Origin of the sequence: Nocardioides jensenii JCM 1364 = NBRC 14755, assembly GCF_001552535.1 — a bacterium.
GTDB classification, from domain to species: Bacteria; Actinomycetota; Actinomycetes; order Propionibacteriales; family Nocardioidaceae; genus Nocardioides; species Nocardioides jensenii.
Genome location: NZ_BCRJ01000117.1, coordinates 19,103 through 31,592, shown reverse-complemented (window position 1 = coordinate 31,592; position 12,490 = coordinate 19,103). Strand labels below are relative to the sequence as shown.

Sequence of the window (12,490 nt, the reverse complement as noted above, 5' to 3'; positions counted from 1 at the left end):
GGGGCCCTCGGCTCGGCCGCCGACGCGGTGGCCGTGACCGGTCCCGATGCCGCAGTGGGAGCCATTGCCCGCCTCAAGGGCGACGACCTCGGCCGGGCCGGCATGCTCCTCGGTGGCGGCCCCGCCCCCGACGACGACTGGCCCGGTCTCCCGGCCGCCGCGACGTACGCCGTCGACGTGGTCGACTGCCCCGACGAGCTGCGCCCGGCCCTGGCCCGACTGCTGTTCAAGGTGGCCGTGGTCGACGACCTCGATGCCGCCCGGGCCCTGGTCGGCGAGCTCCCCGACGTCACCGCCGTGACCCGTGAGGGTGACCAGTTCGGCTCCCACTTCGCGGCCGGCGGCTCGGCGCAGCAGCAGTCCCTGATCGAGATTCAGGCCGCCGTCGACGAGGCCACCCAGTCGCTCGAGGAGGCCGCCGCGGCTGCCGAGCGTCTGCTGTTCGAGACCTCACGCATGGAGAGCGAGCGCCTCGAGGCGCAGAAGCGCGCCGACGTGGCGCTGGCCAAGCTCCACGAGTCCGACGCCACCCTGGCCGCGGTGGCCGAGGAGCTGGGCCAGTACGGCTCCCAGGCCCGTTCGGCGCGGGGCGAGGCCGAGCGCCTGGCGACCTCGATCGCGAAGGCCCAGGAGGCCCGCGAGAAGGACCTCACCGGGCTGGCCGACCTCGAGCAGCGCCTGACCTCGGCCGAGGACGCGCCCGAGGAGGAGCCCGACACCAGCGCCCGCGAGGAGCTGGCCGAGGCGGCCCGCACGGCCCGTCAGGCAGAGATGGACGCCCGGCTCGCCCTGCGCACCTCCGAGGAGCGGGCCCGGGCACTGCACGGCCGTGCCGACGGGTTGTTGCGCGCCGCCCGCCAAGAACGCGAGGCGCGAGCCCGCGCCGCCGAGCGACGTGAGCGCCTGGTCCGCGAGGGCAAGGCAGCCCAGGCAGTCAGCGTCGGTGTCGGCACCGTCCTTGAGCGCCTCGAGACCTCGGTCACCCGGGCCGCCGAGGCCCGTACGACGGTCGAGCAGTCCCGGTCCGGTCGCGAACAGGAGCTGATGGCCACGCGCACCCGGCTGCGCGACCTCGACCGTGAGCACGACGAGCTGGTCAACTCGGTGCATCGCGACGAGATGGCCCGCACCCAGCAACGCATGCGCATCGAGCAGCTGGAGGAGCGTGCTCTCGAGGAGCTCGGCCTCGACCCCGACGCTCTGGCAGTCGACTACGGCCCCGACAACCTCGTGCCGTTCTTCGGCGAGGTGCCCGAGGGGGAGGAGACGCCCGAACCGGCGCCGTTCGACCGCGACGAGCAGAAGAAGCGGCTGCGCACCGCGGAGCGGGCCCTGTCGATGCTGGGCAAGGTGAACCCGCTGGCCCTCGAGGAGTTCTCGGCGATGGAGGAGCGGCACAAGTTCCTCACCGAGCAGCTCGAGGACCTCAAGAAGACCCGCAAGGACCTCCTCGACATCGTCCGCGAGGTCGACACCCGGGTCGAGCAGGTCTTCACCGAGGCCTGGGAGGACGTCCGCGTCGCCTTCGACCACGTCTTCAAGCGGCTCTTCCCCGGCGGTGAGGGCAAGCTGGTGCTCACCGAGCCCAACGACATGCTCAACACCGGCATCGAGGTCGAGGCGCGCCCGGCCGGCAAGAAGGTCAAGCGGCTCTCGCTGCTCTCCGGCGGTGAGCGCTCTCTCGTCGCAGTGGCGTTCCTGGTCTCGCTGTTCAAGGCGCGGCCTTCGCCGTTCTACATCCTCGACGAGGTCGAGGCAGCCCTCGACGACACCAACCTCGGTCGGTTGCTCGAGATCTACGAGGAGCTCCGGGAGAACTCGCAGCTGCTCGTGATCACGCACCAGAAGCGCACCATGGAGGTCGGTGACGCGTTGTACGGCGTGACGATGCGCGGCGACGGAGTCTCCGCGGTGATCAGCCAGCGGCTGCGGGAGACCGAACCCGCCTGATCGGGGCGACCCCGATGTGCCGGGGGAGAAGGTCATTGGTTAGGTTAGGTTTGCCTAATTCGTTGATCGAAAGAGTTCCATGACGCTCTCACGCCTGCGCACGGCCGGTGCCGTGCTGCTCACCACCACGACACTGCTGCTCGGCGCCTGCGGTTCCGTGTCCGACACCTCCGACGACGACTCCGGCGGCACCGCCGGTGACGCGTTCCCGGTCACCATCGACAGTGCCCTGGGCGAAGCTGTCATCCCGGCCGCCCCCAAGCGCGTGATCACCCTCGGCCAGGGTTCGGCCGAGACCTCGATCGCGCTGGGCAACATCCCGGTCGGGATGGAGGAGTACGCCTGGGGTGCCGACGAGACCGGCTACCTGCCGTGGGTGCACGAGGCAGTGACCGAGGCCGACGGCGACCTGCCCGAACTGGTCGGCTCCGGTGAGGAGCTCGACATGAAGAAGATCATCAAGCTCGCCCCCGACGTGATCCTGGCGCCCTGGTCGGGCCTGACCCAGGAGCAGTTCGACGCGCTGAACGCGATCGCTCCGACCGTGGCCTACCCCGACCAGGCGTGGAGCGTGAACTGGGACGAGCAGATCGAGATCATCGGCAAGGCCCTCGGTCAGGAGGACGAGGCCGCGGGCCTGATCAGCGACCTGGAGGGCCAGCTCGCCGACGCCGCCGAGGCGCACCCCGAGTACTCCGACTACTCGTTCTCCTACGTCTACACCACCCCCGACACCCTCGGCGTCTTCCTGCCCGATGAGCAGCGCGTGGCCGTCGTACGCTCGCTCGGCCTGCAGGTCGACCCGGCGGTCGACGACATGGAGGAGGTCGAGGGCACCGACTCGGCGGTGATCGGCTACGAGAACGCCGACCAGCTCGACGACAGCGACCTGATCTTCACCTTCTACTCCGACCCGGCCCAGAAGAAGCAGGCCCTGGACAACAAGCTCTATGCCCAGATCCCGGCCATCGCCAAGGACGCCGTGGTGGCCAGCGACGACAACTCGTTCGTCACTGCCTCCTCGATGATCAACCCGCTGACCCTGCCCTACGCGCTCAAGCGCTACGTCCCGATGATCGACGCGGCGATCGCCAAGGCGAAGAAGTGATCGTCGCAGGGTGAGCACGGCAACTCTCCACACGCGGGGCGCCGGGATGTCTCCCGGCACCCCGCGCTCGGGTGTCCCCGGGCCGGTGCGCGCGGCCGTCGTCCTCGTGACCGCGGCCGTGGTGCTGTTCCTGGTCTGCCTGGCCAGTCTCGTGTTCGGCAACAAGTCGATCGCGGTCTCCGACGTCCTCGAGGTGTTGACCGGCCAGGGCGACCCCTATCTCGAGCTGGTCATCGACGCCCGCATCGAGCGCACCCTGCTGGCGGTCGGTGTCGGTGCCGCCCTGGCCGTCTCCGGGGCGCTGATGCAGGGCGTGACGATGAACCCGCTCGCCGATCCCGGTCTGCTGGGGGTCAATGCCGGCGCCGCGGCCGCGATGGTCAGCGCCAGCGCCTTCTTCGGCATCTCCAGCGGCACCCCGGCGTCGGTGTGGTTCGCGTTGCTCGGTGCGGCCCTGGCCGTGCTCGTGGTGCACACGATCGGTACGGCGGGCAGCACCGGCGCCAGCGTCGTACGACTGGTGCTCGCGGGGGCCGTGGTCGCAGCGATCCTGACCGCCTACGTGCAGGCGGTGGCTCTCCGGATGCCGCGCCACTTCGACAACTACCGGTTCTGGGTCGTGGGTTCACTGGGCAACGGCAAGCTCGAGCAGTTGACCATGGTGCTGCCCCTCCTCGCGGTCGGACTGCTTCTGGCGATGGCCTGTTCGAGTGGCCTCAACGCCCTCGCCCTGGGCAGTGAGACCGCCACCTCCCTGGGCGTCAACACGGTGTGGATCCGGGCCGGCGCGCTCGGGGCGGCAACGCTGACCAGTGCCGCGGCGACCGCCGCCGTCGGCCCGATCGCGTTCATCGGACTCGCGGTTCCCCACATCGTGCGCCCGCTGGTCGGGCTCGACATGCGCCAACAGATCCTGGGCTGCCTGCTGATCGGGCCCAGCGTGTTGCTGCTGGCCGACATCGCCGGACGTCCGCAGGAGCTGATGATCGGCGTGATGACGGCGTTCGTCGGCGCCCCCGCCCTGCTGCTCGCCGTACGTCGCATGGGGGAGCGCACATGAGCGAGGCGCACCGCATCGCCCGCGAGCCCGTGCTCCGGCTGGGCACCCTGATCGCGGTGCCGGTCCGCCGACGCACGGCTCTTGTCGGCGTGGTGCTGGCAGTGCTGATCGCCGCCACGGCGACCGCGACGCTGACCATGGGGCTGCTGTCGGTGCCGCTGGCCGAGGTGCCCGGGGTGTTCTTCGGTCACGCCAGCCCGGTGGCGTTGCGGGTCTACGACCTGCTCACCGGGCCACGCCTCTCCGTGGCACTCGGAGCCGGTGCCGCACTCGGCATCTCGGGCGCGCTCTTCCAGTCGGTGACACGCAACCCGTTGGGCAGCCCCGACGTGATCGGGGTCAGTGCCGGAGCCGGAGCCGGAGCGGCGTACGTCGGGCTCTACCTGCCCGGCTTCTCGATCCCGCTCGGCTCGGTGCTCGGTGCCGCGCTGGCCGTGGCGCTGGTCGCGGTCAGCACGGGCAGCGGCCTGGCCAACCCGATGAAGCTGGTGCTGGCCGGCATCGGGGTCTCGGCGATGGCGATGGCGTTCACCCAGTACGTCGTCTACGTCGCCGAGCGGGACCAGGCCCTGGCCCTGGCGGCGTACCTCAACGGCAGCCTGAACTCGCGGAGCTGGGACCACGCGAGCACGATCTGGACGGTGCTGCTGGCCTGTGCGGTGCCGCTGCTTCTCCTCTCCGTTCCCCTGGGGCTGACCGAGATGGGCGACGACGTCGCGGCGTCCCTGGGCGTCGACGCCGCGGTGACCCGCCGGTGGGCGGTGATCCTCAGCGTCGTGCTCGCCGGTGGCGCGGTGGCGGTGGCCGGACCGGTCGCGTTCATCGCGCTGACCGCACCCCACATCACCCGACGGCTGGCGCGCAGCGCCCGGCCGCTCCTGCTGCTGTCCGGAGCGATGGGAGCCCTGCTGCTGGCCGCGGCCGACCTGGCCACCCAACAGATCGCGATCTTCGAGGGGTTGCCGGTGGGGATCCTGACCCTGGCGGTCGGCGGCGCCTACCTCGGCCTGCTGCTCGTCGCCGAATGGAGGAAGAAGTCATGAGCCACACGCTGCTCGCCGCCGATCGGATCAGCGTCGGCTACGGGGGTGCGCCAGTGATCCCCGGGCTCTCCCTCGACATCAGCCGCGGAGAGTTCGTGGTGGTCGTGGGGCCGAACGGCTGTGGCAAGTCGACGCTGCTCAAGACCTTCGCCCGGGTGAACAAGCCGACCTCGGGGCACGTGCAGCTCGACGGACACCGGTTGAACCGGATGCGGGGCCGGGTGGTGGCTCGCCGGGTCTCGTTGTTGCCGCAGAGCGCGGTGGCCCCGGAGGCGATCACCGTCGGCGAGCTCGTCGCGCGCGGCCGGCACCCGCACCACACCCTGTTGCGCCAGTGGTCCCCGCAGGACGACGCGGCGATCGCGGCCGCCCTCGAGCGCACGCAGCTCACCGACCTCGTCCGTACGCCGGTGGCGTCCCTGTCGGGCGGCCAGCGGCAGCGCGCCTGGGTGGCGATGGTGCTGGCTCAGGACACCGAGGTGATCCTGCTCGACGAGCCCACGACCTTCCTCGACATCGCCCACCAGTTCGAGCTGCTCGAGCTGATGGCCGACCTCAACGCCGAGGGCCGCACCATCGTGGCGGTGCTGCACGACCTCAACCAGGCCGCGCGCTTCGCCTCGCGTCTGGTGGTGATGCGTGAGGGCGAGGTGGCCGGCGACGGCGCGCCCCACGACGTACTCACCGCGGACCTGGTCGAGGAGGTCTTCGGGATCGGGGTCGAGGTGATCGCCGACCCCCAGGCCGGCACCCCGATGGTCGTGCCGCACGTCCGGCGGTGACGGCATCTCGCCGACTGCACCGGATCGCAGTCACCAGGTGAGCAGGACGGTGCACAAGCCCGTCGTTCGCCCCGATACGCTGCTCGCGTGAGTGAACTGCCGACCCGTGCCGACTACGTTGCCTGGCGAACGGTGACCACGCGCTGGCGCGACGACGACGCCTACGGCCACCTCAACAACGCGACCTACTACGAGCTGTTCGACACCGCGGTGAACGCGCACCTCTTCGAGGCCACCGGCACCAACGTGCGCCTGCTGCCGCAGATCGGTGTCGTGGCTGAGACGAGCTGCCGCTACTTTCGCGAGATCGGCTTCCCCGAGCCGATCGAGACGGGTCTGGTCGTCGACAAGGTCGGCACCTCCTCGATCATCTATCGCATCGGGCTGTTCCAGGGCGACTCCGACGAGGCCGCCGCCGAGGGCCGCTTCGTGCACGTCTACGTCGACAACGAGCACGGCGCCGGCAACCGTCCCGTGGTCCCGATGCCCGACGCGATCCGGGTCGCCGTCACCCCCCTCCTGCGCTGACCCGTCGTGAGTTCGGGCCGAGCCGTCGTGAGTTCGGATGACCCCCGGACCCTGATCCGGCATGAGGTGTGACACGTTCCACGCGGACGGATGCGGGGAGTGCGGCCACGTCGTGTCACTATCATTGGTGACGACCGCTCTCCAATACCCGAGGTGAACCCGCGTGCTGCCGATCGTGCTGATGATGCTCGTGATCCTGGTGCTCGCCGCCGCGGTCGTGCTCTACGTCGCCTTCCCGCATCGGGGAGAGGATCTTCCCGCGGTGCCCTGGGTCGGCACTGCTCTCCGCAAGAGTGTCGACGCCATGCCGAGCCTCAGTGAGGAAGACGCCGACGCCAGGCGCTGACCGTCCCCGCTCGGCCCGCACACCGGTCTGCTTGGATTGACCCATGGATTTCCTGGGTGACTGGCTCTACCTGATCATCGGCATCGCCGTCGTCGGCGTCCTCGCGGTCGCCGGGCTGTTGGCCGGCGGGCGCTCGCGGAGCAAGCCGCCCTCGGGTGGAACCGATGTCATCGCACCCCCGCGGGAGGGCGAGGCTCCGGTCGAGGCGCCTCCCGAGGTCGCCACCGAAGAACCCTCCGCCCCGGTCGAGGTCGAGCCCGCTGCTCCAACCCTGGAGAAGCCGGAGGGCACGGCCAGCCGGCTGGTCCGGCTGCGCCAGCGCCTGTCCCGCTCCCAGAGCGGTCTGGGCAAGGGCCTGCTCGCGTTGCTGTCGCGCGACCGCCTCGACGAAGACACCTGGGAAGACATCGAGGACACCCTCCTCACCGCCGACATCGGGGTCGCGCCCACGCAGGAGCTGGTCGAGAGGCTGCGCACCCGAATGCGGGTCGAGGGCAACGACGCCGGTACGCCGCGCGACGTGCTCCGCGAAGAGCTGGTGAACCTGGTCGACCCGACCATGGACCGCAGGTTGGCGATCACCGGGGCCGACGGCCAGCCCGGCGTGGTTCTCGTGGTCGGCGTCAACGGTGCCGGCAAGACCACCACCGTCGGCAAGATCTCCCGCATCCTGGTCGCCGACGATCGATCGGTGCTGCTGGGTGCGGCAGACACGTTCCGCGCCGCCGCCGTCGAGCAGCTGGCCACGTGGGGCGAGCGCGTCGGAGTCCCCGTCGTGCGCGGACCCGAGGGCTCCGACCCGGCCAGTGTCGCCTTCGAGGCCGTCAAGCGGGGCGTCGAGGAGAACTACGACGTGGTGCTGGTCGACACGGCCGGACGACTCCAGAACAAGGCCGGCCTGATGGACGAGCTGGGCAAGGTCAAGCGGGTGATCGAGAAGCAGGCCCCCGTGACCGAGGTGCTGCTGGTGCTCGACGCCACCACCGGCCAGAACGGCATGATCCAGGCCCGCGTCTTCTCCGAGATCGTCGACGTCAGCGGCATCGTGCTGACCAAGCTCGACGGCTCCGCCAAGGGCGGCATCGTGGTCGCCGTGCAGCGTGAGCTCGGCGTTCCGGTCAAGCTGGTCGGCCTCGGTGAAGGCGCCGACGACCTGGCGCCGTTCGATCCCGAGGCCTTCGTCGACGCCCTCCTGGGCTGAGAGCAGCCTCAGGGCTTCGCCCGGACGGCAGCCACCTGGTCACTGAGCAGCTGGGCCCGGGCGTCGAAGGTGTGCTCGCGACGAACCCGTTCGCCCAGCGCCACGCGCGCGGCGCGACGTTCCTCGCTCTCGTCGCGATGCAACGCGATCAGGCGCGGGATGTCCTCGGGCGTCGAGTAGGTCAGCACCGGGTCGCCGAAGACCTGGTCGATCTCGGGCAGGTAGTCACTGATCACGCGGGCATCGCAGGCCGCGAGGTCGAAAAGGCGGTTGGACAGCAGACCCTCGTCGCGCATGTCCTGCCAATGGTCGTTGAGCACCGCGCCAGCCGCTGCGTACACCGCGGGGAGCTCGTCGTTGGGCACATAGATGCCCTTCCACGCGCCGTCGGGGAGCAGGCGATCCCACCGCTCGCCGTACACCGACGGGACGACGCCGGCCGCCAGCGCCGCGGCCACGGCCGGACGGACCCCGTGGTTGCTGCCGCCCCGGGCATTGGCCACCGCGAGCAGCTCGTGCTGCCGCGTCGGGTCGGGATCGACCGGGTGGAACCGGCGATGGTCGGTGCACTGCAACAGCAGCTGCGCGTGCCCGCCGACCCTGCGGTTGATGCGCTCGCACCACCGGGCCGACGCTCCGAAGGCCAGGTCGTAGCCGCTCACCTCACGCACGGTCACCTGGTCCGGGTGGCTGATCACCCAGATCGCGTTCGTGTGGAGAGGGTTCGGGCGGTAGCTGCCTAGACCGCGCAGCACCAAGGTCACGTCGTCGAGGTGGACCGTCGGGCGGTACCACTCCTCACGGCAGTCGATGCTCACGTCGTGGCCGAGCCGCTCCAGCGAGTCGCGCAGCGCCTGGGCGAAATGCCAGTCACCCCAGCCTTCGCGACGGTGGACGTCGGGTGCTCCGATCTTGATCGCCCACCTCAGCGGCCGCGGCGAGCGGTCGTGGACCAGGAGTGGTGTCGTCGGGGCAGCGGCCCCGTCGCCGTGCACACCCGCCAGGGCGAGGCCGTCCTCGGCAAGACGTGCCGTGAGCAGTGACTCCCGGTCACCCCAGGCGCTCTGCTGGAACCGGTCGTTGTCGCGAGCCATGCTGACGAACCGTTCGGGCACCTGGGGAGTCGTCGGGTCGTCGTCGACGGAGCGCAGGGCGATCTCGCTGTCGCCGGTGCAGGCCAGGGGCAGGCCGGTGGCGGCCGCCAGACGGAGTGAGAGCTCGCCGCCGGCGTAGTGGTCGGCGTACGTCACGTCGAAGCCCTCGACGGCGATGAACTGGTCGGCACGCACGGCGAGGCCCGCCTGGGCCACCGCGTCGACCCGGCGCAGGGAGCGCACCTCGGGCGCGTCACCGGCCAGGCCTCGGCCTGCGTGCACCGGGTGACCGCCGTCCAGGAAGTGCAGCCCCGCGGACCAGACCGAGCCGCCATGGGCCAGGGTCAACGGCTGTACGGCGGCATGGTCGACCAGGGCACTGACGAGGGGAGTCTCCCAACCGGGCTCGCACCAGGCGGTCTCGGCGAGGAAGACCAGCGTCTCTCCGCTGGCGTGCGCGGCGCCCACGTTGCGCGCCAGCTCCATGGGGAGCTTCTCGGTCATCCGCACCAGTCGGGTGCGTTCCAGGGACTGAAGGTGCAGGAACAGGCGGACCGACTCCGCGTTGCTCAGACGCGAGTCGACGACCACCACCTCGATGTCGGAGTCGGCAGTGGCGAGCGCTCGTCGTACGGCGGACGCGGTGAGGTCGGCCGACCCCGTGGCCGCCACCACGAGGGAGACGGAACCCGGGGCCCGGGCGAGGCGCTGACCGGACAGGCCGGCCCAGTCGACCAGCGCACGTTGGCGGACCACGAAGCGGAAGCCGGCCGGCTCGTCGGTGGTGATCCGGTCGGTCCGCGTCGCCCACGCGTCGTACTCCGTGGCGATGACGGGCAGGAACGCGAAGTCGACAGAGTCGGCAAGCCGGACGAAGAGGTCCCAGTCGACGTGGCGGCGCAGGGTCTCGTCGAAACTGCCGACCTCCTCGAGGAGGGAGCGCTCATGGACCAGGACGATGCAGTCGATGTAGTTGCGCTCCTTGAGGGCTTCGCGGTGGAAGGGCATTCCGCGATAGAGCGCCCGGCTCTCGCCGCCGTCCTCGATGAGAGCCGACATCGCGTAGGCGACCCGGTGCCGGCCCGAGGTCATGAACGCCACCATCAGCTCGAGGAAGTCCGGGCGCCAGGTGTGGTCGGAGTTGAGGTAGGCGATGTAGTCGCCGCTGGCTGCCGCGAGACCGGTGTTGCGCGCGGCCGCGACTCCTCGGGGAGCCTCGTGGCGAAGCACCCGGACCCGGGGGTCGTCGGTGAACGACGCGAGAACCGCGTCGGAGTCGTCGCTGCTGCCGTCGTCGACGACGAGCAGTTCCCAGTTGTCGTAGGTCTGGTCGATCACGGACGCGACGGCTGTGCCGATGACGGCTGCTCGGTCCTTGGTCGGGATGATCACGCTGACCAGTGGCCGGGTGGTCGGGTCTGCGCCGGAGAGCACCGACTCCTTGACCCGGGCCTCCTCCTCGAGGTCGAACGTCGTGTGGTCGCGCTTGAGGTGAAGGTGACCGCGGGTGCCGTGGAGCATCTCTGCGGCCGCACGGGCAGCGGTGAGGAACTCGTCGCGGTCGCGGCGCACCGGGTCCGCCAGCCACTGCGCGACCGCCGGGTTCACCTCGACCGTGACGTCGAGGGCCGAGTCGCCGTCCCCCCGCAGGAAGTGGACGAGCGGACCGAACGGCTCCTCGCCGGCAGCGGGGTGCTCGTCGACGTACCGCTCGGCGTCGAAGGCCGGGTGCGGTGACAACCGACGGCGTGCGCCGACGGCCAGGTAGTGCACCAGGGGGTTCTTCACCACCCGGGAGCGGTGGGCGTAGCCGGTGGTGGGACGGATGTGGGAGGAGTACCAGTCCGGCTGGAAGGCAGGGTGGGGGGACAGGCCCTGGGCAGCGCCGGCCGACATGAAGTGCCGGAGCAGGTCCTTCGGTCGGGGAGCGGTCTCATCGAGCTGCGCGGCGTACCAGTCCTCGTCGAACAGCCCGCTCTCCTCGACGAGGCGTCGAGCGGCCTTCGGCTTGGGCGGTTGGTAGCCCTCCGGTCCGGCCCCGCGGCGCTCGGCGGCCTCGCGCAGGCGGTCGATCTCCGCGCGCAGCTCCTCCACCTGATCGCCCTCGCCGGCCTCCGTCGGCGGCAGGGATCTGGCGGCCCGGCCGATCCAGGCGCGGACCCGGTTGGGTGGGGTGTGTCCCGGTGTCATCGCTGGCTCCCCGGTGTCGTGGTTGTTGCGGTCATGGTGCGTCGCGACGTGTCACTCCGGCTCCGGGATCGTCACGCCGAGCGACGACATGCGCGCGAGCTGCTCGGCATGGAGACGCTCGGTGCGGTCCTGCTCGTCGGAGCTCAGCCCGTTGCGCCAGCTGCCGACGTGGGCGGAGTCACGGGAGAAATCGGCGTCGAAGAACTTCCTGACGGCGGCATCCTCGTCCAGTCCGCTGAACGCGAGCAGTCGAGCGAGGTGTTCGTCGCGGCGGGGACCCAGCAGCGACTCGAGCCGGAGGGTCAGCAGTCGGTCGGGGTCGGCCCGGCGGGAGGCGGCATCGATGGCGATCAAGTTGTCGGCCCACCACACCATGGCGTCCTCGATCGTCGATGGACCCCAGTTCTGCCGGGCCACGGACGCCGCGACGTCGCGCCCGTCCCGGACCATGTGCACGACCCGGCCCTGGGGGAACATGCGGCAGAGATCGTCCGCCCTGTGGGCAGTTCCCGGAGTCATCTCGATGAATCTGCGCGCGCCTTGCTCCCGGCGGAACGGTCGGACCACGTCGCGAAGGTACGCCGCACTGGCGCCCCACGGGTCGGCGTCGTACGCCTCGCGCAGCCGGCGGAGCGAACGCCGCATCACAGGGCGTTCGGCGATGACGTGCAGTCCGCGGGGACCCTGCTTGTTGGGAGGGCGTTCGAACCACGTACGCCGCATCCGGAGCGCGAAGTCATCGACCGTCACCTTGCCAGCGGCCAGGTCGCACAGGCCGCCGGGGTCGACGTGGAAACGCAGCTCGATCGGGACCAGGGCGGTGTCAGGGTGAGCGCCGAGGATCCGGGCGCCGATCGTGGTGCCGCTACGACCGGTCCCGCCGACGAAGAGGGGGCCGACGGCGGTTCTGGGCGACATGGAGCGGCCTCCTGGGTACGGGCGTCGTTCGGCGCATGGACACGAAGTGCGGCGGGTCGTCAGCGTGGTGCTGCGGATGCTACCGCCCAGCCCTGGCCTGGTCGCACCGACCGGCGTGGCACCGTCGTGAGAAGCGCGTTACGCGGATGTAACCCCGGGTGGGAACTCGTTTCCTGAGCGCAATGAAGCAACGCGCGGGCCGAAATCTCCGGAGGCGAGGGTTTCACCAACTGAGCGGGGGCTCCGAGCCGACAGAGTCGTCGGCCCCCG

Annotated in this window: 9 protein-coding genes and 1 pseudogene; 8 read left to right on the top strand and 2 right to left on the bottom strand. The window is 70.6% G+C overall.

Annotated elements, in window-relative coordinates; translation table 11 throughout:
• The 8 genes and pseudogenes from NJ4_RS22115 to ftsY all read left to right on the top strand — a co-directional run.
• Positions 1-1,950, top strand: a pseudogene (locus NJ4_RS22115) (chromosome segregation protein SMC); the annotation flags it as partial.
• Positions 1,951-2,029: 79 nt separating this feature from the next.
• Entirely contained in the window at positions 2,030-3,058 is a 1,029-nt protein-coding gene (locus tag NJ4_RS22110; protein ID WP_067440614.1) for an iron-siderophore ABC transporter substrate-binding protein, read from the top strand.
• A 10-nt stretch (positions 3,059-3,068) separates the two neighbouring features.
• The gene (locus NJ4_RS22105) at positions 3,069-4,118 is read left to right on the top strand and encodes a FecCD family ABC transporter permease (protein ID WP_067440611.1); all 1,050 of its coding nucleotides are present in this window, start codon (positions 3,069-3,071) and stop codon (positions 4,116-4,118) included.
• The gene (locus NJ4_RS22100; protein ID WP_067440608.1) at positions 4,115-5,161 is read left to right on the top strand and encodes a FecCD family ABC transporter permease; all 1,047 of its coding nucleotides are present in this window, start codon (positions 4,115-4,117) and stop codon (positions 5,159-5,161) included. Before NJ4_RS22105 ends, NJ4_RS22100 begins: the two co-directional genes overlap by 4 nt.
• Complete coding sequence (locus NJ4_RS22095; RefSeq protein WP_067440605.1) at positions 5,158-5,943, top strand: ABC transporter ATP-binding protein; 786 nt, start codon at positions 5,158-5,160, stop codon at positions 5,941-5,943. Before NJ4_RS22100 ends, NJ4_RS22095 begins: the two co-directional genes overlap by 4 nt.
• An 87-nt stretch (positions 5,944-6,030) precedes the next feature.
• Positions 6,031-6,471, top strand: coding sequence for an acyl-CoA thioesterase (locus tag NJ4_RS22090; RefSeq protein WP_067440602.1), 441 nt, complete (start codon positions 6,031-6,033; stop codon positions 6,469-6,471).
• Between the two features lie 163 nt (positions 6,472-6,634).
• Positions 6,635-6,817: a hypothetical protein gene (locus NJ4_RS22085; protein WP_067440599.1), complete on the top strand. Its 183-nt coding sequence runs from the start codon at positions 6,635-6,637 to the stop codon at positions 6,815-6,817.
• Between the two features lie 43 nt (positions 6,818-6,860).
• Complete coding sequence (gene ftsY / locus NJ4_RS22080) at positions 6,861-8,018, top strand: signal recognition particle-docking protein FtsY (protein ID WP_067440596.1); 1,158 nt, start codon at positions 6,861-6,863, stop codon at positions 8,016-8,018.
• Positions 8,019-8,026: 8 nt separating this feature from the next.
• Here the strand turns inward: ftsY and NJ4_RS22075 are convergent, their stop codons facing one another.
• On the bottom strand, positions 8,027-11,302 hold the full coding sequence (locus tag NJ4_RS22075; protein WP_067440593.1) for a glycosyltransferase: 3,276 nt from the start codon (positions 11,300-11,302) through the stop codon (positions 8,027-8,029).
• Between the two features lie 51 nt (positions 11,303-11,353).
• The gene (locus NJ4_RS22070) at positions 11,354-12,220 is read right to left on the bottom strand and encodes a sulfotransferase family protein (protein WP_067440590.1); all 867 of its coding nucleotides are present in this window, start codon (positions 12,218-12,220) and stop codon (positions 11,354-11,356) included.
• Positions 12,221-12,490 lie beyond the last annotated feature (270 nt).